27 protein-coding genes are annotated in these 24,351 nt (G+C 72.7%); 13 read left to right on the forward strand and 14 right to left on the reverse strand.

What is annotated here, in order from left to right:
* Window positions 1-25: 25 nt before the first annotated feature.
* Window positions 26-988: an NADP-dependent oxidoreductase gene (locus IG99_RS08075; RefSeq protein WP_037671314.1), complete on the reverse strand. Its 963-nt coding sequence runs from the start codon at window positions 986-988 to the stop codon at window positions 26-28.
* 71 nt (window positions 989-1,059) lie between these two features.
* Between IG99_RS08075 and IG99_RS08080 the strand changes: the two genes are divergently transcribed.
* Window positions 1,060-2,016 (forward strand): GlxA family transcriptional regulator, encoded by a 957-nt coding sequence (locus IG99_RS08080; RefSeq protein WP_037671315.1) that lies wholly within the window; start codon window positions 1,060-1,062, stop codon window positions 2,014-2,016.
* Window positions 2,017-2,099: 83 nt separating this feature from the next.
* The gene (locus IG99_RS08085; protein WP_037671317.1) at window positions 2,100-2,948 is read left to right on the forward strand and encodes a hypothetical protein; all 849 of its coding nucleotides are present in this window, start codon (window positions 2,100-2,102) and stop codon (window positions 2,946-2,948) included.
* Between the two features lie 14 nt (window positions 2,949-2,962).
* Here IG99_RS08085 and IG99_RS08090 read toward each other — a convergent pair whose 3' ends face one another.
* Both IG99_RS08090 and IG99_RS08095 read right to left on the reverse strand, forming a co-directional pair.
* Window positions 2,963-3,526, reverse strand: a complete 564-nt coding sequence (locus IG99_RS08090; RefSeq protein ID WP_037671318.1) for a TetR/AcrR family transcriptional regulator — start codon at window positions 3,524-3,526, stop codon at window positions 2,963-2,965.
* Window positions 3,523-3,885 carry a DUF1304 domain-containing protein gene (locus IG99_RS08095; protein WP_037671320.1) on the reverse strand — a complete coding sequence of 121 codons (363 nt, stop codon included), beginning with the start codon at window positions 3,883-3,885 and terminating at the stop codon, window positions 3,523-3,525. Before IG99_RS08095 ends, IG99_RS08090 begins: the two co-directional genes overlap by 4 nt.
* A gap of 139 nt (window positions 3,886-4,024) precedes the next feature.
* Between IG99_RS08095 and IG99_RS08100 the strand changes: the two genes are divergently transcribed.
* On the forward strand, window positions 4,025-4,501 hold the full coding sequence (locus tag IG99_RS08100; protein ID WP_037671322.1) for a GNAT family N-acetyltransferase: 477 nt from the start codon (window positions 4,025-4,027) through the stop codon (window positions 4,499-4,501).
* On the opposite strand, the gene IG99_RS08105 is transcribed toward IG99_RS08100, so the two are convergent.
* The 3 genes from IG99_RS08105 to IG99_RS08115 all read right to left on the reverse strand — a co-directional run bounded on the left by IG99_RS08105 (window position 4,479) and on the right by IG99_RS08115 (window position 8,169).
* Window positions 4,479-4,907, reverse strand: a complete 429-nt coding sequence (locus IG99_RS08105; RefSeq protein WP_234311771.1) for a helix-turn-helix domain-containing protein — start codon at window positions 4,905-4,907, stop codon at window positions 4,479-4,481. The two genes, IG99_RS08100 and IG99_RS08105, sit on opposite strands and share 23 nt — an antisense overlap.
* An 81-nt stretch (window positions 4,908-4,988) precedes the next feature.
* Window positions 4,989-6,620 (reverse strand): amidohydrolase, encoded by a 1,632-nt coding sequence (locus IG99_RS08110; RefSeq protein ID WP_037671325.1) that lies wholly within the window; start codon window positions 6,618-6,620, stop codon window positions 4,989-4,991.
* Between the two features lie 43 nt (window positions 6,621-6,663).
* Window positions 6,664-8,169, reverse strand: coding sequence for an APC family permease (locus IG99_RS08115; RefSeq protein ID WP_051865026.1), 1,506 nt, complete (start codon window positions 8,167-8,169; stop codon window positions 6,664-6,666).
* A 106-nt stretch (window positions 8,170-8,275) separates the two neighbouring features.
* Here IG99_RS08115 and IG99_RS08120 point away from each other — a divergent pair, with 106 nt between their 5' ends.
* Window positions 8,276-8,998, forward strand: a complete 723-nt coding sequence (locus IG99_RS08120) for a TetR/AcrR family transcriptional regulator (RefSeq protein WP_037671327.1) — start codon at window positions 8,276-8,278, stop codon at window positions 8,996-8,998.
* A 486-nt stretch (window positions 8,999-9,484) separates the two neighbouring features.
* The gene (locus tag IG99_RS08125) at window positions 9,485-9,877 is read left to right on the forward strand and encodes a VOC family protein (RefSeq protein ID WP_037671329.1); all 393 of its coding nucleotides are present in this window, start codon (window positions 9,485-9,487) and stop codon (window positions 9,875-9,877) included.
* 83 nt (window positions 9,878-9,960) lie between these two features.
* Here the strand turns inward: IG99_RS08125 and IG99_RS08130 are convergent, their stop codons facing one another.
* A complete protein-coding gene (locus IG99_RS08130; RefSeq protein WP_037671330.1) occupies window positions 9,961-10,257 on the reverse strand; it encodes a DUF4235 domain-containing protein in 297 nt (98 codons plus the stop codon).
* Between the two features lie 35 nt (window positions 10,258-10,292).
* Complete coding sequence (locus IG99_RS08135; protein ID WP_037671331.1) at window positions 10,293-11,312, reverse strand: glutathione S-transferase family protein; 1,020 nt, start codon at window positions 11,310-11,312, stop codon at window positions 10,293-10,295.
* Between the two features lie 119 nt (window positions 11,313-11,431).
* Between IG99_RS08135 and IG99_RS08140 the strand changes: the two genes are divergently transcribed.
* Entirely contained in the window at window positions 11,432-12,400 is a 969-nt protein-coding gene (locus IG99_RS08140; protein ID WP_051865029.1) for a cation diffusion facilitator family transporter, read from the forward strand.
* Window positions 12,401-12,489: 89 nt separating this feature from the next.
* Here IG99_RS08140 and IG99_RS08145 read toward each other — a convergent pair whose 3' ends face one another.
* Window positions 12,490-12,939 carry a nitroreductase family deazaflavin-dependent oxidoreductase gene (locus IG99_RS08145; protein ID WP_037671332.1) on the reverse strand — a complete coding sequence of 150 codons (450 nt, stop codon included), beginning with the start codon at window positions 12,937-12,939 and terminating at the stop codon, window positions 12,490-12,492.
* A gap of 94 nt (window positions 12,940-13,033) precedes the next feature.
* On the reverse strand, window positions 13,034-13,657 hold the full coding sequence (locus IG99_RS08150; RefSeq protein ID WP_037671334.1) for a LysE family transporter: 624 nt from the start codon (window positions 13,655-13,657) through the stop codon (window positions 13,034-13,036).
* Between the two features lie 377 nt (window positions 13,658-14,034).
* On the opposite strand from IG99_RS08150, the gene IG99_RS08155 reads away from it, so the two are divergent.
* Complete coding sequence (locus IG99_RS08155) at window positions 14,035-15,237, forward strand: cytochrome P450 (protein ID WP_037671336.1); 1,203 nt, start codon at window positions 14,035-14,037, stop codon at window positions 15,235-15,237.
* Window positions 15,238-15,250: 13 nt separating this feature from the next.
* A complete protein-coding gene (locus tag IG99_RS08160; protein ID WP_037671338.1) occupies window positions 15,251-15,445 on the forward strand; it encodes a ferredoxin in 195 nt (64 codons plus the stop codon).
* A gap of 42 nt (window positions 15,446-15,487) precedes the next feature.
* Here IG99_RS08160 and IG99_RS08165 read toward each other — a convergent pair whose 3' ends face one another.
* Window positions 15,488-16,033 (reverse strand): TetR/AcrR family transcriptional regulator, encoded by a 546-nt coding sequence (locus tag IG99_RS08165; protein WP_037671340.1) that lies wholly within the window; start codon window positions 16,031-16,033, stop codon window positions 15,488-15,490.
* 129 nt (window positions 16,034-16,162) lie between these two features.
* Here IG99_RS08165 and IG99_RS08170 point away from each other — a divergent pair, with 129 nt between their 5' ends.
* From IG99_RS08170 to IG99_RS08180, 3 genes are read left to right on the forward strand one after another with little or no spacing between them, the layout of a single operon-like run.
* Entirely contained in the window at window positions 16,163-16,621 is a 459-nt protein-coding gene (locus IG99_RS08170; protein WP_037671342.1) for a nuclear transport factor 2 family protein, read from the forward strand.
* Between the two features lie 9 nt (window positions 16,622-16,630).
* A complete protein-coding gene (locus tag IG99_RS08175) occupies window positions 16,631-17,149 on the forward strand; it encodes a flavoprotein (protein ID WP_037671344.1) in 519 nt (172 codons plus the stop codon).
* A gap of 41 nt (window positions 17,150-17,190) precedes the next feature.
* A complete protein-coding gene (locus IG99_RS08180) occupies window positions 17,191-18,159 on the forward strand; it encodes an aldo/keto reductase (RefSeq protein ID WP_037671346.1) in 969 nt (322 codons plus the stop codon).
* A gap of 14 nt (window positions 18,160-18,173) precedes the next feature.
* Here IG99_RS08180 and IG99_RS08185 read toward each other — a convergent pair whose 3' ends face one another.
* Window positions 18,174-18,995 (reverse strand): phytanoyl-CoA dioxygenase family protein, encoded by an 822-nt coding sequence (locus tag IG99_RS08185; RefSeq protein ID WP_037671348.1) that lies wholly within the window; start codon window positions 18,993-18,995, stop codon window positions 18,174-18,176.
* 68 nt (window positions 18,996-19,063) lie between these two features.
* Here IG99_RS08185 and IG99_RS08190 point away from each other — a divergent pair, with 68 nt between their 5' ends.
* Window positions 19,064-19,984, forward strand: a complete 921-nt coding sequence (locus IG99_RS08190; RefSeq protein WP_037671350.1) for a helix-turn-helix domain-containing protein — start codon at window positions 19,064-19,066, stop codon at window positions 19,982-19,984.
* 268 nt (window positions 19,985-20,252) lie between these two features.
* Entirely contained in the window at window positions 20,253-22,352 is a 2,100-nt protein-coding gene (locus tag IG99_RS08195) for an RICIN domain-containing protein (protein ID WP_037671353.1), read from the forward strand.
* Between the two features lie 35 nt (window positions 22,353-22,387).
* Here IG99_RS08195 and IG99_RS08200 read toward each other — a convergent pair whose 3' ends face one another.
* Together IG99_RS08200 and IG99_RS08205 are read right to left on the reverse strand one after the other, a co-directional pair.
* Entirely contained in the window at window positions 22,388-23,680 is a 1,293-nt protein-coding gene (locus IG99_RS08200; RefSeq protein ID WP_078947577.1) for an SLC13 family permease, read from the reverse strand.
* Between the two features lie 94 nt (window positions 23,681-23,774).
* A complete protein-coding gene (locus tag IG99_RS08205; protein WP_078947578.1) occupies window positions 23,775-24,302 on the reverse strand; it encodes a DUF4232 domain-containing protein in 528 nt (175 codons plus the stop codon).
* Window positions 24,303-24,351 lie beyond the last annotated feature (49 nt).

A 24,351-nucleotide genomic window follows, 5' to 3' on the forward strand; every position in this document is an offset into this window, starting at 1 on the left:
CCCCGCGCCCGCAGCGTTCAGCCCGTCAGTCGACCGTCAGGACCAGCTTCCCCGTGGTCCGGCCGGTGTCGCCGAGCCTGTGTGCCTCGGCGGCATCGGCCAGCGGGAACGTCCCCGCGATCGTGGGGCGCAGCGTCCCCGCCTCGACGAGCTCCGCGATCGCCCGCATGCCGGCGCGGTCGGCGTCGACGAGGATGCGGACCGCCCGGACCCCGAGCCGCGCGGCCTCCCGGGGGAACTCCTCCGACCCGACCGGCAGGATCGACACCACGACCCCGCCCGGGCGCAACACGCGCAGCGAGCGCACCGCGTAGTCGCCGCCGATGGTGTCCAGCACCACGTCGACGTCCTTGACGGCCTCCTCGAAGTCGGTCTCCCGGTAGTCGATCGCCTCGTCCACGCCCAGTTCCCGCAGGAAGTCGTGCTTGCCCGCGCTCGCCGTGCCGATGACGTACGCCCCGCGCGCCTTGGCGATCTGCACGGCCACGTGACCGACCCCGCCGGCCGCCGCGTGGATCAGCACCCGCTGTCCCGGCCGCACGTCGGCCGTCTCCACCAGCGCCTGCCACGCGGTCAGGGAGACCAGCGGCAGTGCACCGGCCTGTACGTGGTCGATCGCGGTGGGCTTGTGCACCAGCGCCCGGGCCGGGACGGTGACGTACTCGGCGTGCGAACCGTGGCCGAACGGGTAGGGCAGCATGCCGAAGACCTCGTCGCCGGGTGCGAAGGCGGCCACGCCGATGCCGGTCGCCTCGACCACGCCGGAGACGTCCCAGCCCAGGACGAAGGGCTCACCGGCCTCCGGTGAGCCGAGGAATCCGCCGGTGGCCCGGTGCTTCCAGTCGGTGGGGTTGACCCCCGCGGCCCGTACCCGGACCAGGACCTCGTTGGGTCGCGGCGCGGGCCGCTCCAGCTCCACTTCCCTCAGCACCTCGGGACCGCCGAGGACGTCCTGACTGATCGCACGCATCGTCTTCAGATCGCTCATGGTGAACCAGCCTGCCCGGAAGTGATCGCGGGGAAAATGGCACGATGGCCAACCTTCGCTAGGATCGTGCCATGCGAACGCGCAAGCGCCCCGAACGGGTCGTCGTCCTCGCCCTCGACGGCGTCTACCCCTTCGAGCTCGGCATCCCCAGCCGCATCTTCGGCACGACCGACGGTCGGTACGAGGTGGTGACGTGCACCGTCGACGGCCGACCGGTGCGCACCAACGCCGACTTCAGCGTCACCGTCGAGCACGGACCCGAGGCGCTGGAGACCGCGGACACCGTCGTCGTCGCGCCGATCTCGCCCGCCCGGGTCACCGCCGAACTCCCCGCGGAGGTCGCCGCCGCCCTCGCCCGCATCCCCGCCGGGGCACGCATCGTCTCCATCTGCACCGGCGCCTTCGTGCTGGCCGCCGCCGGGCTCCTCGACGGCCGCCGGGCGACCACCCACTGGCTGCTCGCCGAGCAGTTCCGGAGCATGTTCCCGCACGTCGAACTCGACCCCGGAGTGCTCTTCGTCGACGACGGCCGCATTCTGACCTCGGCCGGGGCCTCCTCCGGCGTCGACGTCTGTCTGCACATCGTGCGCGAGGACCACGGCAGCGAACTCGCCAACGCCGTCGCCCGCTGCTGTGTCGTCCCGCCGTTCCGGGACGGCGGCCAGGCCCAGTACATCGAGCAGCCGGTGCCCGAGTCCGCGGCCACGAGCACGGCCGCCACCCGGGCGTGGGCCCTTCAACGCCTCGGGGAGCCCCTGAGCCTCGCCGACCTCGCCTCGCACGCCCGGATGAGCCTGCGCACCTTCGCCCGCCGCTTCAACGACGAGGTGGGCCTGAGCCCCGGCCGCTGGCTGATCCAGCAGCGCGTCGCCCGCGCCCGGCACCTGCTGGAGGCCAGCGACCTCTCCGTGGACCAGATCGCGGGCGAGGTCGGCTTCGCGACCGGCGCGTCCCTGCGCCAGCATCTGCACGCGGCGATCGGGGTGTCGCCGCAGGCCTATCGGCGGACGTTCCAGGCGGTGCGCTGAGGGGGCGGGCACGTCGTCCGTGAACGTTCCTGATCTCCGCGGCGTCGAAGGACCGTAGGGACGACCGGAGAACAGGGGCGGGGATGCGCAGAGGGCTCGTGGTGGTGGCGGCGGTGCTGGCCGTGGCGGCGGTGGGGTGCGGCGGTGAGAAGGGCGTGGTGGTCGAGGGCACCCCGCCCGCGACCCCGTACGCAGGACCATTGCACGTCCCCGCGAAGGACCTGGACGAGGACAGCGTGCGGGCCATGCGCGTCGAGTCGGGCGCCGCGGGGCGGGCCCTGGAGTGCGACGGGGAGATCTACTCGGGCGGCGAGGGCGAGCGGTGGAGCGAGGGTGACGGCGGAGAGACTCCTGAGGACGGCCTGAAGCTGTACTTCGACATCGACCAGCCCGACCTCCCACGGTCCGGCTACCGGGTCGAGCGCGAGGACGGCGACCGGGTGCTGTACTCCTTCGACGTCGGCGGCCGCACCAAGGTCGCCGTCGTGGTCGCCGAGGACCGTGCGGGCGCTCCCGGTTGGGGGCCCGAGACCACCGCGTCCTGCAACCCGGCCGAACTCCCCGCCGACTTCACCGACTCGCTGCCGTACGAGATCTGGACCGACGAGCACGGACGCCGGGTGCAGACCACGTTGATCAGCAGCTCGGCCGGCTCGGCCCACTGCGACTGGCAGGAGGCGCACTTCCTGGAGCTCGGCGCGGGCGACGACGCCCGCCTGTACGCCCGCGACCCCGACGGCGTCCTCGAGCCCCGCATGCTGACCGCCCCGTACGACGGGGACGTCACCCTGCCCAACGACGCCCACGACACCGGATACCGCTTCCACGACCGGAAGTTGTGGCTGACGGACGATCCGTCGAAGGTGTACGTCCGCACCCCCGACGGTGTCGAGGCCTGGCCGCTGGTGAAGGAAGGCATGGGCTGCCGCTGAGCCGCGCTCACGCCTCACCGGCTGGCGTGCAGGGCGACCAGAAGTTGCCAGACCTGGTCGGCGACGACCTCGGGGCTCGCGTCCAGGAGACCGTGCAGCCAGTCGGCCAGGACCCCGGCGAAGGTGGCGGCGACGGCCGAGGCGACCAGCGGGGCGTCCGCCGCGCCGGCGCGCTCGCGTTCACGCAGGCTGTAGGCGCGCAGATCCCGGTGCAGCACCCGGCCCAGCGGGCCGCCGCCGCCCGGGTTGAGCAGGGCACGGTACAGCCCCGCGTGCGGGGTGAGGGAGGCGAAGAACTCCGCGAGCGCGGGGGGCGCGTGCACCGGGTCGGGCCGGCCGCGCCAGGCGTGCAGCGCCCCCACCGCCTCGCGTACGACGTCCGCGCAGGCGTCGACGGCCAGGGCCTCCAGGTCGGCGTAGTGGACGTAGAACGTGGCCCGGCCCACCCCGGCCCGCCGCACCAGCGCGGCCACGCCGACCTCCGCGAGCGGCCGCTCCGCGCACTCGGCGAGCAGGGCCTCGCGCAGCCGCGCCCGGGTGCGGGCCGCCCTCGGGTCCTCGGGGGCGCCGGGCGTCACTGGGCGATCAGGACGGCGGCCAGGGCGAGCGCGCCCGGCAGCGCCTGCGCGACCAGGATGCGGCGATTGGCGGTGACCGCGCCGTACACGCCCGCGACGATCACGCACGACAGGAAGAACACCTGGGCGCGGAAGCCCGTCGGGTCGGCGGCGATCAGTCCCCACACCAGCCCCGCCGCCAGGAAGCCGTTGTAGAGCCCCTGGTTGGCCGCCATCGCCGCGGTCGCCCGCGCCATCTCAGGATCGAACCCGTGGAACGACAGCCCCGGCTTCTTCTGCCACAGGAACATCTCCATCACCAGGATGTACACATGCAACGCGGCCACCAGCCCGACCAGTACGCCCGCCAGGATGTCCATGCTCTTCCTCGCCCACCCTCGGTTCCTGGACAGGTGTCCAGGATAGTGTCCCGAGTATAGCTGGACACCTGTCCAGGAAATCACCGGATCGTCACCCCGGGGGCAGCCCGCTGTCGGAGGTCGCCGCTAGCGTGCTCCCATGGCTGATCAAGAAGTGAGCGTGCGGTGGGCCCGCACCGAGGACATACCGGGGCTCGTCGCCTCCAGCGCGGGACTGTTCGCCGAGGACGGCGGCACCCGTGACCCGGGCATCAACGTCCACTGGCCGCGCGAGCACGGTGCCGAGTCCTTCGCGGCCGCGCTGGAGGACCCTGAACGGCTCGTGCTGGTCGCCGACTTCGAGGGACGGGTCGTCGGACACCTCATGGGATCCGTCACGGAAGCCTCCGCCCGGCGGCCCGTCCGCTCCGCCACCCTGATCAGCCTCTACGTCCGCCCCGAACACCGGCGTGCCGGCACCGGCGCCCGGCTGGTGGGCGAGTTCCTGGCCTGGGCGACGGGCAGAGGAGCCGAGGAGGTGGAGGTGACCGCCTACACCGCCAACACCGACGCTGTGCGCTTCTACGAACGGCACGGGTTCGCGGCGAGCACCCTCACTCTGCGCCGCCCCCTGTGACGCGGTCGCGCAGCTCCAGCGCCCGCAGCGCGCGCTCGGTCTCGAACTGGGCCGTGGGATCGCGGAGTTGCGCGCCGAACAGCTCGTCGAGCTGACGCATGCGGTAGCGGACGGTCTGCGGGTGGACGGCGAGCCGCAACGCCACCTCGCCCACGTTGCGGCCCGAGCTCAGCCGGCTCAGCAGGGTCTGCGCGAGCCGCTCCCGCTGGGGCGGACGCACGCCCTCCGGCGGCCGCGGCGTGCGCTCGGCCGGCGCGTCGACGAGGGCCTCGTCGCGCAGCAGCAGAAGCGTGGACAGATGGTCCCGGCAGCGCACCGGACCACCCGACGGCAGGATGCCCCGCCGCATCAGGCCCAGCGCCTCCGACGCCCGGCGCAGCGACCGCGCGCCCTCCGGCAGGGCCACCGCCGGCCCCATCGCCGCCCGCAACCCCCGGATGGCGGACAGCTGTCGGCCCGCCGACCGTCGGCCCGTGACAATCGGGGCTCACGCCAGCTCGGACGCGTACACCCGCTCTCCGCCCACGTACGTCAGCGCCACCCGCGTCGCGGCGATCGCCTCCGGCGGCCCGTCGAACGGATCGCGGTCCAGCACCACGAGATCGGCCAGCGCCCCCGCGCGCAGTGTGCCGGTGTCGTCGAGATGGTTCACGTAGGCCGATCCCGCCGTGTACGCGGTCAGCGCGGCCGTCAGCGAGATGCGCTCGTCGGGCAGGAACACCGGGGCGTTGCCCCCGGGCTCGACACGGTTCACCGCGACATGGATCCCCCGCAGCGGGTCGGGGCTGCTGACCGGCCAGTCGCTGCCCGCCGCGACCCGGGCGCCGGAGCCGAGCAGCGCCCCGAACGGGTATTGCCACGCGGCCCGTTCGGGACCGAGGAACGGGATCGTCAGCTCGTCCATCTGCGGTTCGTGCGCCGCCCACAACGGCTGGATGTTCGCCGTGGCCCCGAGCCGGGCGAAGCGCGGCACGTCGTCGGGGTGCACGACCTGGAGATGCGCCAGATGCGGCCGGGTGTCGCTCGGTCCGTTCACGGCCCGCGCCGCGGCGATCGCGTCCAGCGCGTCGCGTACGGCGCGGTCGCCCAACGCGTGGAAGTGGCACTGGAAGCCGAGCGCGTCCAACTCGGTGACGTACTTGGGCAGTCGGTCGGGGTCGATGAAGCTGGTGCCGCGATTGCCGGTGACACAGCCGCACTTGTCCAGATACGGGTCGATCAGCGCCGCCGTGCCGTTCTCCGCGACCCCGTCCAGCATCAGCTTCACCGTGCCCGCACGGAATCGCCCGTGACTCAACTCCGCCCGGCGCTCGATCAGTTCGGGTATCTGCTCGGCCCCGCGCCCACGGTCCCACCACAGGGCGCCGACGACACGCGCGGTGAGCGAGCCGTCCCGGGCGGCCGTGTGGTACGCCTCCGAAGAGTCGGGCATACCGAGGAAGTTCCCGACGAGGGCGTCCTGCCAGGCGGTGATGCCGAGGGAGTGCAGCCGGCGCTGGGCGTGCAGCAGCGCGGCGAGCAGGTCGGCCGGGCCGGCGGCCGGCACCAGCCGCCCGACCAGCTGCATCGCGCCCTCCTGGAGCGTCCCGCTCGGCTCACCGTCGGCGTCCCGCTCGACGCGACCGTCGGCCGGGTCGGGCGTCTCCCGCGTGACACCCGCGAGCTCCAGGGCGCGGCTGTTGACCCAGGCGCCGTGGTGGTCGCGGTTGGGCAGGTAGACCGGCCGGTCGGGGACGACCGAGTCCAGCAGTGCCCTCGTCGGCGTACCGCCCTCGAACGCCTCCATGGACCAGCCGCCACCGGTGATCCACTCCCGCTCCGGATGCGCGTCGGCGTACGCGCGGACCGCGGCCAAGGTCTCCTCGGCGGTCCGCGCGCCGGTCAGATCGCACTGGGTGAGCTCCAGGCCGGCCGGCACCGGGTGGACGTGCGCGTCCTGGAAACCGGGCAGCAACAACCGCCCGGCGAGGTCGACGACCTCCGTGCGCGGCCCGGCCAGCTCGCGTACGTCGTCGCCGCCGACGGCGGAGATCCGGTCACCGGTGACGGCCAGCGCGGTCGCGCCGCGGCCCTCGGGGGTGAGGACGGGACCGCCGGTGAAGAGAAGGTCTGCGGGCATGATCCGTTTCCTTGTGACGGTGTGGGGGAGGGGCTGCGCGCGCTCAGGGGGCGACGGTGAGCAGCTGCGGCGCGTCCGCGTCCGTGCCGGCGCCGGTACGGAAGTACGGGGAGCGGCGCACCCATCTGGCCCACGTGGCCGCCACGAAACCGGACGCGATCATCGCCAGGGGAGTCAGCAGCAGGAACCAGCCGTTGTCCGCACGGAGTTCCAGGTGGTCGGTGGAGGTGTAGAAGGACCAGCCGAGGTAGCCGCCGAGCCCCAGCAGGGCCGCCGCGCTCAGCGCGGGCAGGACCACCGCGCGCACCCCCTGACGCCAGTCCTCGCGCAACAGACCGCGGAAGCGCACGGCGGCGGCGAGCGCGGTGAGCGCGTACGACAGCGCCACGACGATGCCGACGGCGCTCACCGTGGCCATGATCATGTCGGAGAGGCGGGGGATCACCAGCGACAGCGCGGCGACCGCCCCGGCCAGCGCCCCCACCAGCAGCGTCCCGGCCGCCGGAGTCCCGTACCGGTCGCTGACCCTGGACCACACCGGCCCGAGCGTACGGTCGCGGCTCATCGCGAACATCGCACGGGCCGTCGGGATCACGCCCGCCTGGAGCGAGGCGACCGCCGAGAACATCAGCGCCACCAGCGGCAGCGCCGCGAGCGGCTGGGAGGCCAGCCGGTCACCGAAGTACGCCAGCCCCTGGGCGCCGTGCCCGGCCAGCTCAGGCTCGGACAGGACCCGCTGGAAGGCGATCGAGCCGAGCAGGAACAGCCCCAGCATCGTCACCAGGGTGATGAAGCCCGCCCGGGAGGCGTCGCGCGGGTCCCGCACCTCCTCGTTCACGCTGAAGGCGGCCTCGAAGCCCCAGTAGCAGAACACCGACAGCAGCATGCCCTGCGCGAGCGCCGACGCCGACGGGATGGCGAACGGGTCGAACCAACTGAGGCTGAAGGAGTGCGGTCCGGTGACGATGCCGTACCCGCAGAACCCGAGCAGCACGAGGTACTCGAAGACCAGCAGGCCGGTCTGCAGCCGCGCGGCGGTGCGGATGCCGGTGACGGCGGTCAGGGTGACCGCGGCCAGCACCACGAGACCCACGGCGGTCGTCTGTGCGGTGGACCCCGGATCGAGGGCGAGGGGACCCACCCGGTGCCAGCCGGCCTCCCCGGCCAGCTGCAGCAGCGCGGATCCGGTGACGGCCGTCGTGTAGGCGAGGAACGCGACGACGGCCACGATGTTCACCCAGCCGACCATGAAACCGAGCCACGGGTTGAGCGAGCGGCCCACCCACACATAGCCGTTGCCCGCGTTCGGCTCGACCTTGTTGAGCCGGGAGTAGGCGCCCGCGATGCCGAGGATCGGCAGGAAGGCGAGCAGCATGATCGCGGGCAGATGCAGCCCGACCACGCCGGCCGTGACGCCCAGCCCGATGCCGATGCTGGTGGTGGCCGCCGTACTGGACGCGGCGATGGCGACGCCGTCCAGCACACCGAGGGACCTGCGCAGCGCGGGCTGCGCGGGAGGGATGAGGCTGGGGGGTGGGGTGTGGGTCATGGCCAGTACTCCGCTCGCACTGGGGGGCACGATAAGGCCCCGGTGACCGCACATGAAACTGTTCGGGGGGTTAACAGGTCAACGGTGTTGTCATAAGGTGCCCGGCATGAGCGAGCGTGTCGTGCCGCCCGACGCCCGACGGCGCAGGCGGCCCACCAAACAGGGCGTGGTCCTCTCCGAGGAACTGATCATCGAGACCGCGCTGCGGCTGATCGAGGAGCACGGCACCGACGCCCTCTCCGTGCGCCGGCTGGGGCACGCACTCGGCGCCGACCCCAGCTCCCTCTACCGCTACTTCCGCCACACCGACGACCTGATGCTGGCCATCGCCGACGAGCTGATCGGCCGTACCCTGCGCAGCTGGCGTCCCACCGGTGACTGGCGGGCCGACCTGTGGGACCTCGGTCTGCGCATGCACGCCGGCGCGCTCGCCCATCCCCGGGCCGCCGTGCTCAGCGCCTACCGGGTGACCGGCCGGCTCCACGAAATCCAGGCCGTGGAGACGATCCTCGGCGTCCTGCGCGACGCCGGGTTCCCCGACGGCGAGGCGGTACGGATCTACCACGCGTTCGTCGACCAGAACCTGGCCTTCGGCGCCCTCGACTCCGCGAACAGCGCGCTGCCCCGTGCCGCGCGCGAGGCGGAGGCCGACGTGTGGCGGGACACCTACGCCCGGCTCCCCGCCGACACCCACCCCCACATCGCCGCCACGGCCCGCCACCTCGCCCACTCGATGCGGCACAGCTCCTATCCAGCCGCCCTGGACCTGCTGTTGAGCGCCGCGGCGGCACGACTGGAGAACGGGAGGGGAGACGCGGGTGCGGACTGACTCCGGCGGCCGGGTCATGCCCGGGTGCGGGGCGGGGCCGAGAAACATCGGCGGCGGGGATTGCGGATGGCGCGGGCGGAGGCGGCAGGAACCGGTGGCCGGGCTTGGGGACGGTGCGGGGTGGAGGCCGGCAGGAAGCGGCGGGGATTTCCGACAGTGCGGGCGGAGGCGGCAGGAACCGGTGGCCGGGCTTGGGGACGGTGCGGGGTGGAGGCCGGCAGGAAGCGGCGGGGGGTTTCGGACGGTGCCGGGTGGAGGCCGGCAGGAACCGCCGGCGGGGGGTCTCGGACGGTGCGGGGCCGGGCCCGAGGGACACCGGCGGCGGGGATTGCGGACGGTGCGGGGTGGAGGTCGGAGCTGAAACCGGCGGCCGGGGCTCCGCAAGGCGCGTCGTGCGGGCCGACTGAATTCGGCAGGGCGGGATATCCGAACGGTACAGGGCGGCGGGGCACGTCCGTTCCGCGCCCAGGATCCCGCGGAGGAGACATGGCACTGGTGAAAGCGGGCGTCGTGGTGCTCGACTGTGCCGAGCCCGAGAAGCTCGCCGTGTTCTACAAGGAGTTGCTGGAGGCGGAGGAGACCGACGCTACGGCCAACCGGGTCGAGATCAGGGGCGCGGACGGCACCCGGCTGGCGTTCCGCCGCGACGTCAACGCGACCCCGCCCAGCTGGCCGCGCCCCGAGAACTCCCTCCAGGCCCACCTCGACTTCCTGGTGGGCGACCTGGACGAGGCGGAACGCAAGGTCGTCGGCCTGGGCGGTCGCCCCCTCGAGACGAGCCATGCCCCCGGCCCCTACGAGGAACGCGGCTACGCCGACCCCGCCGGACACTCCTTCACCCTCCGCCGCGTCCCGTCGACAGCCCCGAAGCAGGGCTGACCCCAGCGCACACCGCCGACGCCGAGGCCGAACCCACCCGGGCTCGGCCTCGGCGTCCGCGCGGCGGGCAGCCGACCGCGTGCTCAGTCGCGGCCGCCCTCCTCCTTGGCCGGCCAGACTCCCGTCCTGCGTTCGATGGCCTTCGCTCCGGTGCGGTCGACGGCGCTGCGGACCACGGCGAAGATGGCGCCCTGGACGGCGGCGGCGAGGAGGACCTCGCCCCAGCCGCGGTCGCGGTCGAGGGCGTCGGGTGTGTCGTCCTCGTGCCGGATCACCTTCCAGGTCTTGCGGAAGGCGAGCCCGGCCAGCCATCCGCTCGACCAGCCCAGAATGAATCCGACAGGCTGGTAACCACGGGAGAGTTTCTTCTTCTTGGCCACGGGACCTCCTTGGCAGTGAGCGATGTAAGGGGGTGTCAGGGACGGCCGGCGGCCGGGATCCCCTCCTCGGCGCGCACCGGACCCGGCGGCGTCCCGTCCCCGAACGGTCGGCCGCCGAGCTGCTCCCGGTGGTGCGGGGCAAGCCAGCCGGACCGGTCGGGGCCGAGCGGGACGATGCGGGTCGGGTTGATGCCGGTGTGCACCTGGTAGTAGTGCCGTTTGATGTGGTCGAAGTCGACGGTGTCGCCGAAACCCGGCGTCTGGTACAGGTCGCGGACGTACGCCCACAGCACCTCGTTCTCCGTCAGCTTCCAGCGGTTGCACTTGAAGTGACCGTGGTAGACGGCGTCGAAACGCACCAATGTGGTGAACAGCCGGATGTCCGCCTCGGTGATGGTGTCGCCGACCAGGTAGCGCTGCCGGGCCAGCCGGTCCGTCAGCAGCTCCAGCCGCCGGAAGACCGCCGAGCAGGCCTCCTCGTACTCCTCCTGCTCCGAGGCGAAGCCCGCACGGTAGACACCGTTGTTGACGTCCTCGTAGACGTCGGCCATCACCGAGTCGATCTCGTCGCGCAGCGCCCGCGGGTACAGGTCGGGCGCTCCCGGCCGGTGCAGGGCCGTCCACTCCGTCGCGAAGTCCAGGGTGATCTGCTGGTAGTCGTTGGTGACCAGCTTCCCCGTGGGGACGTCCACGATCGCCGGCACGCTCACCCCGCCCGGGTAGTCGGTCTCCCGACGGTCGTACGCCTCGCTGAGGTAACGGATGCCGAGGACCGGGTCCCGCCCGCCGGGGTCGAGGGTGAAGCGCCAGCTGCGGTCGTCCTGGATCGGGTCGGCGAGCGCCAGGGAGACGGCGTCCTCCAGACCGAGGAGCCGCCGGGAGACCAGCGCCCGGCTCGCCCACGGACAGGCACGGCTGGCCACCAGACGGTAGCGGCCCGCCTCCACCGGCCAGCCGTCCCGGCCGTCCGCGGTGATCCGGTCGGCGAAGTGGCTCTTGGACCGCTTGAACGTGGTGTGGCCGTACGCGCTGTTGCCGTCGCCCCCGCCGCTCATGGTTCCTCCTCGCTGTCGGTGCTGACTGTTTCCGGCCGTGTTCCCCACTTCTGGCCGGGTTCCCCGTTTTCCGCCGACGGCACGGTGTGATCCACCACGGCCTGGGCATTCGGCGAAGGGTGAGTGAGACACCTACGGAACGCAATGCCGACAGCAAGACCCGCGTCACCGTCCTGGTGGCCCTCGCAGCCAACCTGGTCATCGCCGTCGCCAAGGCGGTGGGCGGCCTCCTCGCGGGTTCACCCGCGTTGCTGTCGGAGGCGGCCCACTCGGTCGCCGACAGCCTCAACGAGGTCTTCCTGCTGGCCGCGCTGCGCCGCAGCCGCCGCCCGGCCGATGCCCGGCATCCCTTCGGCTACGGCAAGGAGCGGTTCTTCTGGTCACTCCTCGCGGCCGTCGGGATCTTCGTCATGGGGGGCTGCTTCTCCTTCTTCCAGGGCTTCGAGGCGCTCAGAAACGGTGCGGAGGAAAAGCTCAGCGGATACGTGGCCGGCCTCATCGTGCTGGGCGTCGCCCTCCTCGCCGAGGGCGCCTCGCTGATACGGGCCCTCTACCAGGTGCGCAAGCAGGGCGGCGCCGCCGGTCTGCGCGACCCCGCGTTGCGCACGGTCGTCGCCGAGGACGGCACGGCGGTGCTCGGCGTCACCCTCGCCATGATCGGCATGGCGCTGCACATGGTCACCGGGCAGGTGGTGTGGGAGGCGTCCGCCTCGCTGGCCATCGGCGCGCTGCTCGTCTACGTCGCCTACCGGCTGGGCCGCGACGCGCGCGACCAGCTGATCGGGGAGGCCGCCGACCCCGAAGCGAGCCACCGGATCCGGGCGCTGCTGGAGGCACAGCACGAGATCGACAGCGTAGAGGCGCTGTTCACGATGAAGACGGGCCTGGACACGGCCCTCGTGGCGGCCCGCGTCGACCTGGTGCCCGGTCTGGACAGTGAACGCGTCGAGGAGGTCGCCGACCGCATCAAGGGATCCATCGGCGGTGTCGTCCCCGAGGCGGACCAGATCTTCCTCGATGTGACGGACCGGTCCGTGCGTGAGATACGAGAAAGCCCCGCCGCGACGGGGGAACGCGGCGGGGCCTGACGTTCGGATGCCCGGGGCCGACCGGTTCATGCACCCGGAAGCAGAGATTTTTCGGACGCGCTTCCGGTCGGCTTCCGATCAGCTTCCGATCAGCTTCCGTCGGCCGGCTCGACGACGAACACCGGGATCTCCCGGGTCGTCTTCTTCTGGTAGTCGGCGTACGGGGGGTAGGCCGCGACGGCGCGCTCCCACCACGCGGCCTTCTCCTCGCCGGTGACCTCACGGGCGACCATGTCCCGCCGCTGCGGCCCGTCCTGGAGCTCCACGTGGGGGTCGGCCTTGACGTTGTGGTACCAGACCGGGTGCTTGGGAGCACCGCCCAGGGAAGCGACCAGGGCATACCGTCCGTCGTGTTCCACGCGCATCAGCGGTGTCTTGCGGATCTTCCCGCTGCGCGCGCCCCGTGTGGACAGCACGATGACGGGCATCCCCGTGTCCAGCAGGGTCGTCCCCTCCGTACCGCCGGACTTCTCGTACAGCTCCACCTGCTCACGCACCCACTGCTCAGGGCTGGGCTCGTACTCGCCCTCAAGAGGCATGACATCCGTTCCCTTCGTCGCTCGTCGCGTCGTACCAGGACGCGTACCGCGCTACAACGCGCGCACGCCCGTGAATCATCCGGACGGCCGCCGGCTACACGACCATCCGTACCGCCAGCACCGTCATCACCCCGCTGGACACGAGCGCCGTCATCAGCCGCCCCCGGTGCCCGGTCAGCGCCCGGCCCAGCAGCGCCCCGCCCCCGGCGAGCAGCAACTGCCAGCTCGCGGACGCGGCGAAGGCGGCCAGTACGAACACGCCCTGTTCCATGGGGCGTGCCGCGTCCGCGGTGCCGGTGCCGAGCACCAGGGCCGCGAAATAGACGACGGTGGTGGGGTTGAGGAGCGTGATCCCCAGCAGTGACAGGAAGGCCCGCGCCGGACCGGGTGGCGCAGGCTCGGAGCGCGCGGTGAGCCGGTGCGCGCGGTACTGCCGTACGGCGGTGACGGCGCCCAGCGCGGCCAGCGCGAGCAGCACCAGGGCGGAGGCCCAGCGCAGCGGTCCCAGCACCGGCCGCAGCACGGCGGCCAAGGCGGAGCCGCCGACCGTGGCCAGCAGGGCGTAGAGTCCGTCGGCGGTCGCGACGCCGAGCGCGGCGCACGCGCCGGTACGCAGGGTGGTGCGCGCGGTGAGGGAGACGAGGTACGTACCGACCGCGCCCACGGGCATGGCGATGCCGTAGCCCGCGACCAGCCCCGCGACGAGCGCGCCCGTCATGAGCGTGCGGCGTCGCACCTCCGGGGGCACCCGGGCTGCTGTCGGCCACGCACCGGGACGGCGGTGACGGGGGACAGCGGCGCGGGGGCGTCGATCGTCGGCATGGCTGGATCCTGGGGGCGTACCCCGTTCCGTGGCAACCGAATTACCGGGCGCGGGCGGCACCGGCCCCTCCCGCCGGCGCCGCGGACCCCTTCCTCCGGCGTCGCGGACCCCTTCCTCCGGCGTCGCGGACCCCTTCCTCCGGCGTCGCGGAACGCTCAACTCCGGCCAGATCCTCCCGTTCACCGATCTGGCTGAACTTCATGTCGCCCCATAGATGCCCCGGGCATCTAATGAAGATCGGCACGACGCACCCTTCGTCTGCGAGGTCTTCCATGACGGAACTGTCGGATCCCGTCGCCTTCCCCCAGGACCGCACCTGCCCCTACCAACCGCCGACCGCCTACGACCCACTGCGCGACACCCGCCCGCTGACGCACGTCACCCTCTTCGACGGCCGCCCCGCATGGCTGGTGACCGGCCACGGCGTCGCCCGTGACCTGCTAGCCGACCCCCGCCTGTCCACCGACCGCACCCGCCCCGGCTTCCCCGCGCCCACCGAGCGCTTCGCGGCCGTCCGCCACAAGAAGACCGCGCTGCTCGGCGTCGACGACCCCGAGCACCGGGTCCAGCGGCGCATGATGGTCCCCAGCTTCACCCTGAAACGGGCCGGCGAAATGCGCCCGAGCATCCAGCGCATCGTGGACGAGCGACTCGACGCGATGATCGCCCAGGGCCCACCGGTCGATCTGGTGAGCGCCTTCGCGCTGCCCGTGCCCTCGATGGTCATCTGCGCCCTCCTGGGCGTCCCGTACGCCGACCACGAGTTCTTCGAGGAGCAGTCACGACGGCTGCTGCGCGGGCCGACGGCTGACGACGTGGTGCGGGCGCGCGATCGACTCGAGGAGTACATCGGCGAGTTGGTCGACCGCAAGCAGAAGGACCAGCAGCCCGGGGACGGGGTCCTGGACGACCTCGTCCACCAGCGGCTGCGCCAAGGGGACGTGGACCGCGAGGAGTTGACCGCGCTCGCGATCATCCTGCTGGTCGCCGGTCACGAGACCACCGCCAACATGATCTCGCTCGGCACTTACACCCTGCTCCAACACCCCGGGGAACTCGCGCAGTTGCGGGAGGACCCGACGCTGCTGCCTGCCGCCGTCGAGGAACTGATGCGGATGCTGTCCATAGCGGACGGCCTGCTGCGGCAGGCCACCGAGGACATCGAGGTGGCCGGGACGACGATCCGGGCCGGTGACGGCGTGATCTTCTCGACGTCGGTCATCAACCGCGACGAGACCGTGTACGCCCGCCCCGACACCCTCGACTGGCACCGCTCCACCCGTCACCACGTGGCGTTCGGCTTCGGCATCCACCAGTGTCTCGGCCAGAACCTGGCCCGTGCCGAGATGGAGAGCGCACTGCACTCCCTGTTCGCCCGCCTGCCCGGCCTGCGGCTCGCCGCCCCCGCGGAAACGATCCCCTTCAAGCCGGGCGACACCATCCAGGGGATGCTGGAACTCCCCGTGACCTGGTGAGGGGCGGACGGTCATGCACATCGACATCGACAAGGACGTCTGCATCGGCGCCGGCCAGTGCGCCCTGGCCGCGCCGGGCGTCTTCACCCAGGACGACGACGGCTACAGCACCGTCCTGCCCGGCAGCGAGGGCGGCACGGGCCACCCGATGGTCCGGGAGGCCGCCCGTGCCTGCCCGGTCGGCGCCATCGCCCTGACGGACACCTGACCGAGGCCGGCCGACGGCGCCCGCCACGGGCTCGGCGGGGCGTCAGCCGATCAGCGTCCGGGCCGCCTCCCGGGCCTCCGCCGCCGGCTCCGTGCTGCCGGTGACGCCCGCGGTGACCATCGCGCCCTCGGCCAGCAGGAACAGTGAACCGGTCAACGTGGCGGGCAGGCCCGCGTCGGCCACGAGGCCGGCGAGGTAGTCGCGGAACGCCTGCTTGTGGGCGCGGACCTGGTGCGCCACGCGCTCCGACGTGGCGCCCAGTTCGCCGTACGCGTTGATCCAGGCGCACCCGCGGAAGCCGTCCTCGCCGAACCACTCCTCCAGCCGGTCGAAGACGGCGAGGACCCTTCGACGCGGGTCCTCGTGCCGCTCCACCGAGCGCGCGAGCCGGCCGCGCCAGCGCTCGTCCCGCCGCTCCAGATACGCCTCCACCAACTGCTCCTTGGCCGGGAAGAGCTGGTACAGCCTCTTGAGCGAGACCCCGGATGCCCCGCGGACATCGTCCATGCCGACGGACTGGACGCCCCGCCCGTAGAACAGCTGCTCGGCGGCGTCCAGCGCCCGCTCGCGGGCGACCGTGGTGTCCATCGACCACTCCTTCCACCGGCTCCTCGCCGGTGCCCGCACCGGCCCGCTCCTTGACGCGAGAACGAGCGTTCTCCTACGGTAGCAGCCATCCGGAGAACGCTCGTTCTCCACTTCGCAGCGGAGCAGCCCATGTCCGACCGCCCACCCCTGCCGCCCTTCAACCGGGAGACCGCCGCCCGCAAGGTCCAGGCCGCCGAGGACGCCTGGAACACCCGGGACCCGCACCGGGTCGCGCTCGCCTACTCCGAGGACTCGGTGTGGCGCAACCGCGACACCTTCCTCACCGGCCGCGCCGAGATCGTCGCGTTCCTCACCGCGAAGTGGGCGCGCGAACTCGACTACGCGCTGCGCAAGGACCTGTGGGCCTTCGACGGCGACCGCATCGCCGTCCGCTTCCAGTACGAGTGCCGCGACACCGAGGGGCAGTGGTGGCGGTCGTACGGCAACGAGCTGTGGCAGTTCGACGAGCACGGTCTGATGATCCGGCGTGAGGCGAGCATCAACGACGTGCCGATCACCGAGGCGGAGCGCCGCATCCTGGGACCGCGGCCCGAGGCCGAGCACGGCCGCTCCTTCCCCCTTCAATAGGGTGCCCGCGTGACCGAACCCGACGGCAAGCCCTTCCTCTACGTCGTCGTCTGCGCCGCCGGGATCGCCGCGGGCGTCGACGAACTCATCACCGCCGCCCAGGAGCGGGGCTGGGCGGTCGGTGTCTTCGCCACCCCCACCGCCGTGAACGGCTTCTTCGACACCGCCGCGGTGGAGACCCGGACCGGGCTCCCCATCCGCTCCGCCTGGCGGCGCCCCGGAGACCCGCGCCCCTTCCCGGACCCGGACGCCGTCGTGGTCGCGCCCGCCACCTTCAACACCGTCAACAAGTGGGCGGCCGGCATCGCCGACACCCTCGCCCTGGGCACCCTGTGCGAGCTGACCGGCCGCTCCGTGCCGATCGCCGTACTGCCGTGCGTGTCCGACGCCCTGGCCGCCCACCCCGCCTACCAGGACAGCCTCATCCGCCTGCGCGGCATGGGCGTGCGCTTCGGGGAGCCGTACGAGGGCGGAGGGACCGGGGAGTTCGGCTGGGAGCGCGCGCTGGATCTGCTGGAGGCGACGTAGGCTCGGCCGAGTACGCCCGTACGACGGCAGGAGCAGCAACGATGCAGTACGTGAAGCTCGGTACGACGGGTCTGGACGTGTCCCGGATCTGCCTGGGCTGCATGACCTACGGCGTCCCCGACCGAGGCCCGCACGAGTGGACCCTCGACGAGGAGGCGTCCCGGCCGCTGATCCGGCAGGCACTGGACGCCGGCATCAACTTCTTCGACACCGCGAACGTCTACTCCGACGGCACCAGCGAGGAGATCGTCGGCAGGGCGCTGCGCGACTTCGCCCGCCGTGACGAGATCGTGCTCGCCACGAAGGTGCACGGCCGGATGCGGCCGGGACCCAACGGCGGCGGTCTGTCCCGCAAGGCGATCCTGACCGAGATCGACCACAGCCTCACCCGCCTGGGCACGGACCACGTCGACCTGTACCAGATCCACCGCTTCGACCCGCACACCCCGGTCGAGGAGACGATGGAGGCCCTGCACGACGTGGTCAAGGCGGGCAAGGCGCGCTACATCGGGGCGAGTTCGATGTACGCCTGGCAGTTCGCCAAGATGCAGCACACGGCGGAGCGGGGCGGCTGGACCCGGTTCGTCTCCATGCAGAACCACTACAACCTCCTGTACCGCGAGGAGGAACGCGAGATGCTGCCCCTCTGCGCCGACCAGGGCGTCGGCGTCCTGCCGTGGAGTCCGCTCGCCCGCGGCCGCCTCACCCGCGACTGGGGCGTCGAGACCGACCGCAGCGCCACGGACGCCTTCGGCGGCACCCTCTACCTGGAGGGCGACCGGGCCATCGTCGAAACCGTCACCCGCATCGCGAACGACCGCGGCGTTCCGCGCGCCCGGGTCGCCCTCGCCTGGCTGCTGCACCAGGGCACGGTGACGTCCCCGATCGTCGGCGCCGCCAAGCCCCACCACATCGAGGACGCGACGGCGGCGGTGGATCTGGCGCTCAGCGACAAGGAGTTGGAGGAGCTGGAGCAGCCGTACACCCCTCGCCCGATCGCCGGCCACTGATCGGCGGCACCGGATCAGTGGGGCCCGGTCGGCGCGAACTCCGTGCCGCACGGGCCCGCCCCCTCGCTCTCGGACAACACTACCCGCGCCCCGTTCATGGTCATCGTCCGGTAGTACGCGCCGATGCGGGTGGCGGAGCGGCCGACGTAGTGCCCGATGAACGAACGGCGGAACCGGTCGGCCGTGGCGTTGGGCTGCGAACCGTGCACCAGACTGCCGTTGAAGAACAGGACGTCCCCCGGCGCCATGTCGACCGGCACCGCCGCCAGCCCGGGCGGCGGCGGGACGTACTCCCGCGCGAACGACACCTCGGAGTCCGCGAGCTCAGGACAGAACAGGTCCATCGCGTGTGTCCCCGGCACCACCTCGAGTCCGCCGTTGTCCCGGTCGATCTCGTCGCAGGCGATCCACGCCGCCACGCACGTGCCCGGCTCCACCCGCAGATAGAAGTTGTCCTGGTGAAGGGCCTGCCCCCGCGCCCCCGGCGGCTTGAAGTAGAACATGCTCTGCGCTGCCAGCGCCTCCTCGTCGAGCAGTGCCTCCAGCACCCTCCGCAGCCGGGCGTCCAGCAGCACCCGGCGCGCGAGCGGGTTGATCTCGTGCGGCTGCATCACCCGCGGGTGGGTGTGCAGCGGGTCGGCCGACCCGGGGCGCGGTTCGAAGTGCCCCGGCACCGGCCCGGCGGCGTGCAGCGCCGTGAACTCGGCACGGAGCCGGTCGATCTCCTCATGCCCGAACAGTCCCCTGAGGACGGTGAAACCGTCCTCCCGGTACTGCCGCAGTCCCGCCTGAGTCAGTATGGGAGTCCCGGTGGCGTCGATGCCTGTGGCTGTCATGCGTCCCTCCTCGGTCCGGTGTCCTCGCCTCGTCACGCTAGGCCGATACGGCGTACGGAAGGATGCCCATGGGTGCTGACGACATGCCCGGGACTGCTGCGCCGGGCGACCCCTCGCCGCCGCCGGGCCATGTGGTCGTGGGCCACTTCGACGAGCTCCCGGGGTACGGCGTCAACCGGCCCCGCGGCTCGGACAGCTGGCTGTTCACCTGGACCACCGGCGGGGAGGGCCGGCTCGGCCAGGGGGCGGCAGGTGTGCGTGCGGGGGCGGGGGACTTCGTAATCCTCGCGCCGGGTGTCCCGCACGGCTACGGGGTCGCGTCCGGCGCCCCGCACTGGCGGTTCTGGTGGGCGCACTGCCAGGCGCGGCCCTCCTGGACGTCCTGGCTGCGGCCGTACGGCACCGGCGACGGGATGTACGTCGTCACGTCCGTCCCGGCCGGCCTGCACGGGCGGATCGGGTCGGCGTTCCGCAGGATGCTCGCGGACGCCCGCTGGACCGGCACCGACGCACCGCCCGTCGCCGCCGCCACGGACGACGGCGCGGTCGCCGTGGCGCACTGCAGCGCGGCGAGGGAACTCGCCCTGTGTTCCCTGGAGGAGGTCGTCCTGCTCACGACCGCGGCGGCACGCGGGCCCGTGGTCCGGTCCACTGTCGACGCCCGGGTGCGCCGGGCGCAGGCGCTGATCGCCGCCGACCCGGGCGCCCCGCACACGGTCCGCTCGCTCGCCGAGGCGGTCGCCCTGTCGCCCTCACGTTTCGCGCACCCGTTCACCGAGCAGTTCGGCCGGTCGCCGATGCGGGCGCTGCGCGAGGCGCGGCTGGGCCACGCCGCCCGGCTGCTGGAGAGTACCGACCTGTCGGTCGAACGGGTGGCCGCGGCCTCCGGCTTCGCCGGCCCGTATCACTTCAGCCGGGTGTTCCGGGAGCGCTACGGGATGCCGCCGGGCGCGTATCGGGGAATCCCGCACGAATTTACGCTCCGATAAGACGCGAAATTCGTCACTGAGCGTCGCTTGACGGTTCGTCAAATACAGTGGCGCACACACAATGCACAAATCCGCGAGATCTCTTGTTCACTCTCGCTGGCCTGTGCAAAGGTGTGAGTTGTCGGCGTGCAGACAAAATATTTTCGCTGTGCGCACGAGGCGTCTCCCCGTTCGGCCCCGCGCTCCAAAAGAGCTGCCCAGGCCGACGTTCGAGATGCCGAACTCTGTACGGGTGGATCCGTCGCATGCCCTCGGAAGGAATGCCGTCTTGACTGACGCAGGTCCGTCGAATTCCCCGACCCCCGCGCGCCGCTTCGACGCCACGGACGAACAGCTCACCGCCGAGCTGACCAAGTGGACGAGCGGCTCGCCCGCGCTCCACCCCGTGGGCGAACTGCTGGACCGGCACTGGGAAGCGGCCTTCGCCTACGCCAGGCTGTGCACCGACGGCCCGCGGGCGGCGGGCATGCTCACCACCGCCGCCTTCACCAGACTCTTCGGCGCGTCCCTGCGGCAGAGCGGACCGAGCGCCGCATGGCGGCCCCATCTCCTCGTCACCGTGCGCCGGATCGCCGCGGAGTGGGACGCCGACGGCCGACGCGACCTGCTCCACCCCGCCCTGCGCTCCGACACCGACACCGACGACGGTGCCCGGGGCGCCGCCCGGCTGCTCCCGGCGGCCGACCGGCGGATGCTGTCCCGCGCGTTCCAGCGGCTCTCCCAGTCCGCCCGCTGCCTGCTGTGGCACACCGAGGTGGAGGGCGAACCACTGGCCGCCCCGGCCGGGCTGCTCGGCCTGGACGAGGAGGACGCGCGCGTGGAACTGCGGCGCGCCCGTGAGAGGCTGCGCGACGAGTGCCTCCAGGCCCATCGCGAACTCGCCCCCGACGACGACTGCCGCCGCTACCACCGGCTGCTGGACGTGACCTGCCGGCGCGGCGCCGTCGACCTCGACCCCGATCTGCGCGCCCATCTGGAGCAGTGCATGCACTGCCGGCACACGGCGGGCCAACTGGAGCAGTTCAACGGCACGGGGCTCGGCCTCGCCGTGGCCGAAGGAGTACTGGGCTGGGGCGCGCGGGCCTACCTGGAGTCGCGGGCGGCCGGCGCCGAGGAGACTCCCGCGGCGGCGCCGGAGGAGTTCCTGCCGTTCCCGGGCGAGCCGTTCGACGTGCCCGGACCCGCCACCGGGATCCGCACGGGCCGCCCCGGCTCCAGACCGGGCGACCGCGCCGAGACCCGTTCCGCCGCACGCAAGGCGGCCCGAGCCGGCACCCGCGCGGAATCCCGTTCCGGCCCCCGCACACGCCCCGAGCGCGGCAGCGGCTCGCACGACCGGCCCGCCGCGGAACGTGGCGCCGACGTCCGCGCCGCGTCCCCCGCCGCCCCCGGTGCCGAAACCCGTGCCGTCTCGCGCCGTGCGGACCGCAAGGCGGCCCGCCGCGCCCGCCGCCGCAACCTCGCCGCGGCCGTCCTCACCGTGAGCGGACTGGTTGTCCTGCCGCTGGTGCTCTGGTCGGCCCTGGGCTCCGGAGACGGCACGTCGGCGCCCGACGGCGGCGAGGCCGCCGAGAGCCCCGGCTCGGGCACGGGCGACTCGACGACCGACCCGTCCTGGGCCGGCGACGAGTCCCGGGGCACCCTGAGCGGCAGGCTTCACAACGTGGGATCGGGGCTCTGCGTCGGCATCGCCGGCACGAAGGCCGTCAAGGGCGCCGAGATCCGGCTGGCGGCCTGCTCCTCGGCCGAGTCGCAGCAGTGGACGTACGAGACCGACGGCCTCCTGCGCAACGCCGCGGCCCCCGACCTCTGCCTGGACTCCCACCTCGGTTACTCCGTACGGCTCGCCCCGTGCACGGGCGCCGACCGGCCCGGGGAGAAGAACGTCCGCTACGACTTCACCCTCCAGGGCACGCTGGTGCCCCGATGGGACCAGGACCTGGCGCTGACGCCCGCCGCCACCGACGGCTCCGGCGCGCTCGTCCTGAAGAACCGCGCCGACGACCCCGCCCAGCGCTGGGCCGTCGACACCTCGAAGCCCGACCCGCAGATGAAGGTCGTCAACTGGGGCACCGACAGCGACCCCGCGCCCACGACCCCCGCTCCCGCCCCCATTCCCAAGTCCTCGAAGACCCCCGCCCCCGCTCCCACACCGACCCCGACCGCACCCCGGACCACCCCGGCACCGACACCGACCACCTCCCCGACCACGGCGGACCCGTGCTCGTACAACCCGTACTACTGCTCCTGGGACGACAACAACCAGAGCGGCGGCCGACCGGGCGGCCATGGGGGCTACGGCGGCTACCCGGGATACGGCGGCTACGGCTATGGCGGGTACGGCTACGGCGGCTACGGCGGCCGGTGAAACACGTGTGACGCCTCGGTGAGGCGGGCGGGCGCTCAGGGCCCGACGGCCTGGAGCGACACCCACAGTGCCGCCACCGCCGGCACCAGCGCGGCCGGTACCGCGAGCATCCCGAGCCGGGTGAACTCGCCGAAGCCGACGGCCGCACCGCCGTCGCCGTCCGCACCCTCCTCCTGCCGCTGCACGATGCGCCGCCACAGCAGCGTCGCCAGCGATCCGGCGTACGTCAGGTTCGGGCCGATGTTCACCCCGAGCAGCACCGCGAGCACCGCCCCGGGCCCCAGCGGGGCGGTGAGCGGCAGCAGAACCAGCACCGCGGGCAGGTTGTTGATCAGGTTCGCGAGTACGGCGGCCAGGGCGGCGAGCGCGAGCAGCGCGACGAGCCCGGAGCCGCCGGGCAGCACGTGCCGCAGCGCGTCGGCGAGACCGTTGTCGACGACAGCGCGCACGACGACCCCGAGCGCGAGCACGAACGCCAGGAAGGCGGGGGAGGCGGCCCGCACCACCGTGAGCGGTGTGGCTCCGCGCCGTACGAGCGCGCGCACCGCCAGCACCAGCGCCCCCGCCGACGCGGCCCACGCGGGATCGACGCCGATCGCGGAGGCCACCACGAAACCGGCGAGCGTACAGGCCACGGTGACCAGCGCGAACAGCGGCAACCGCGGTGGCTCGGCGGCATCGGTATCGGCTTCGGGCGAGGGCGGGGGAGCCGCCAGGTCGTCCGCGAAGAACCGCCGGAACACCAGGTACTCGGCGCCGATCGCCACCAGCCAGGGCAGCGTCATCAGCGCGGCGAACCGGGTGAAGCTCAGGCCGCTCGCCGTGAACGCCAGCAGGTTGGTGAGGTTGGAGACCGGAAGCAGCAGCGACGCCGTGTTCGACAGGTGCGCGCAGGCGTAGAGGTGCGGCCGGGACCGTACGCCCATCCGGGTGGCGGTGGCCAGCACGACCGGGGTGAGCAGCACCACGGTGGCGTCGAGGCTGAGCACGGCCGTGATCACCGAGGCCAGCACGAAGACCGCGGTCAGCAGCCGTCCGGGCCGGCCCCCGGCCCAACGGGCCATCCAGGCCCCGCACGCCGTGAAGAGGCCCTCCACGTCACAGAAGTGAGCCAGGACCAGCACCGCCGCGAGGAACCCGACCACGGGCCCGAGCCGCTCGGCCTCCGCCAGCGCGTGCTCCGGCGAGATCACCCCGGTGGCGACGGCGACCGCGGCGGCCGGGACCGCCACGACCGCCTCCGGCCATCCGCCGGGGCGCAGGACGGCCCAGACGAGCGTGGCGACGAGCAGGACGACGGACAGTGACTCGGCGAGCGGGGCGTTCAGGGCGGTTCCTTCAGGACACGATCAGGTAGGGCGACGCCCATGAGAACACGGTCGGGTAAGAGGCCCGCCGGGAGGGTCGGGAAGGGGCGGGCGGTCAGGGACCGGTGCCGGGCGCGAACACCGTCAGGAACACCGAGGAGGCGTTGCCGGACACCGGCACGGGCCCGCCCGTCCACTTCACCTTCAACGGCTTCCGCTCGTCCGGAGGGGTGACCAGGAGCGCGGCGGGGGTGGCCGCCTTGGCGCCGCTGATCTCCGGGTTGCTGTAACTCAGCCCCGCCCACGCACTGCGGCCGGGGGCCAGCGTGACGGTCTTCGGCTTCTGGTTCGGTGCCCGCTTCGGGTCGGGGCCGAGCTGCTTGCCGGACGCGTCGAGGAACGCGGCGCCCGGATAGCCGAACACCGTGCAGGTGCGGGAGGAGACGTTGGTGAGGACGACCGGGAAGTTCCACTGCCCGGCACCCGGATCGTTGCGGCCGACGGAGGCGCGCAGCTCGGAGGTGTGGCATCGCGCGCTCTTGACGGCGGGCTCCTGGGCGGATGCCGTCGTACCGAAGGCCACCAGGCCCGGCACGGCCAGTGCACCCACCCCTAAGGCGAAGAAACGATGCGATCGAGTCATGCGCCTCGAGTTCCCCCTCGCACCACGACCGACACGACGACTGAGCGAA

The organism is Streptomyces griseus subsp. griseus (assembly GCF_000720255.1).
Classification (GTDB): domain Bacteria; phylum Actinomycetota; class Actinomycetes; order Streptomycetales; family Streptomycetaceae; genus Streptomyces; species Streptomyces griseus_I.

Excerpts from the sequence above, each read along its gene's own strand:
- IG99_RS08165 (WP_037671340.1), bottom strand. The coding sequence starts at position 16,033 with ATGGACACCACGGTCGCCCGCGAGCGGGCGCTGGACGCCGCCGAGCAG.
- IG99_RS08085 (WP_037671317.1), top strand. The coding sequence starts at position 2,100 with ATGCGCAGAGGGCTCGTGGTGGTGGCGGCGGTGCTGGCCGTGGCGGCG.
- IG99_RS08150 (WP_037671334.1), bottom strand. The coding sequence starts at position 13,657 with ATGACGGGCGCGCTCGTCGCGGGGCTGGTCGCGGGCTACGGCATCGCC.
- IG99_RS08080 (WP_037671315.1), top strand. The coding sequence starts at position 1,060 with ATGCGAACGCGCAAGCGCCCCGAACGGGTCGTCGTCCTCGCCCTCGAC.
- IG99_RS08205 (WP_078947578.1), bottom strand. The coding sequence starts at position 24,302 with ATGACTCGATCGCATCGTTTCTTCGCCTTAGGGGTGGGTGCACTGGCC.
- IG99_RS08100 (WP_037671322.1), top strand. The coding sequence starts at position 4,025 with ATGGCTGATCAAGAAGTGAGCGTGCGGTGGGCCCGCACCGAGGACATA.
- IG99_RS08075 (WP_037671314.1), bottom strand. The coding sequence starts at position 988 with ATGAGCGATCTGAAGACGATGCGTGCGATCAGTCAGGACGTCCTCGGC.
- IG99_RS08135 (WP_037671331.1), bottom strand. The coding sequence starts at position 11,312 with ATGAGCGGCGGGGGCGACGGCAACAGCGCGTACGGCCACACCACGTTC.
- IG99_RS08125 (WP_037671329.1), top strand. The coding sequence starts at position 9,485 with ATGGCACTGGTGAAAGCGGGCGTCGTGGTGCTCGACTGTGCCGAGCCC.
- IG99_RS08115 (WP_051865026.1), bottom strand. The coding sequence starts at position 8,169 with ATGACCCACACCCCACCCCCCAGCCTCATCCCTCCCGCGCAGCCCGCG.
- IG99_RS08160 (WP_037671338.1), top strand. The coding sequence starts at position 15,251 with ATGCACATCGACATCGACAAGGACGTCTGCATCGGCGCCGGCCAGTGC.
- IG99_RS08095 (WP_037671320.1), bottom strand. The coding sequence starts at position 3,885 with ATGGACATCCTGGCGGGCGTACTGGTCGGGCTGGTGGCCGCGTTGCAT.
- IG99_RS08155 (WP_037671336.1), top strand. The coding sequence starts at position 14,035 with ATGACGGAACTGTCGGATCCCGTCGCCTTCCCCCAGGACCGCACCTGC.
- IG99_RS08185 (WP_037671348.1), bottom strand. The coding sequence starts at position 18,995 with ATGACAGCCACAGGCATCGACGCCACCGGGACTCCCATACTGACTCAG.
- IG99_RS08170 (WP_037671342.1), top strand. The coding sequence starts at position 16,163 with ATGTCCGACCGCCCACCCCTGCCGCCCTTCAACCGGGAGACCGCCGCC.
- IG99_RS08190 (WP_037671350.1), top strand. The coding sequence starts at position 19,064 with ATGGGTGCTGACGACATGCCCGGGACTGCTGCGCCGGGCGACCCCTCG.
- IG99_RS08120 (WP_037671327.1), top strand. The coding sequence starts at position 8,276 with ATGAGCGAGCGTGTCGTGCCGCCCGACGCCCGACGGCGCAGGCGGCCC.
- IG99_RS08145 (WP_037671332.1), bottom strand. The coding sequence starts at position 12,939 with ATGCCTCTTGAGGGCGAGTACGAGCCCAGCCCTGAGCAGTGGGTGCGT.
- IG99_RS08180 (WP_037671346.1), top strand. The coding sequence starts at position 17,191 with ATGCAGTACGTGAAGCTCGGTACGACGGGTCTGGACGTGTCCCGGATC.
- IG99_RS08110 (WP_037671325.1), bottom strand. The coding sequence starts at position 6,620 with ATGCCCGCAGACCTTCTCTTCACCGGCGGTCCCGTCCTCACCCCCGAG.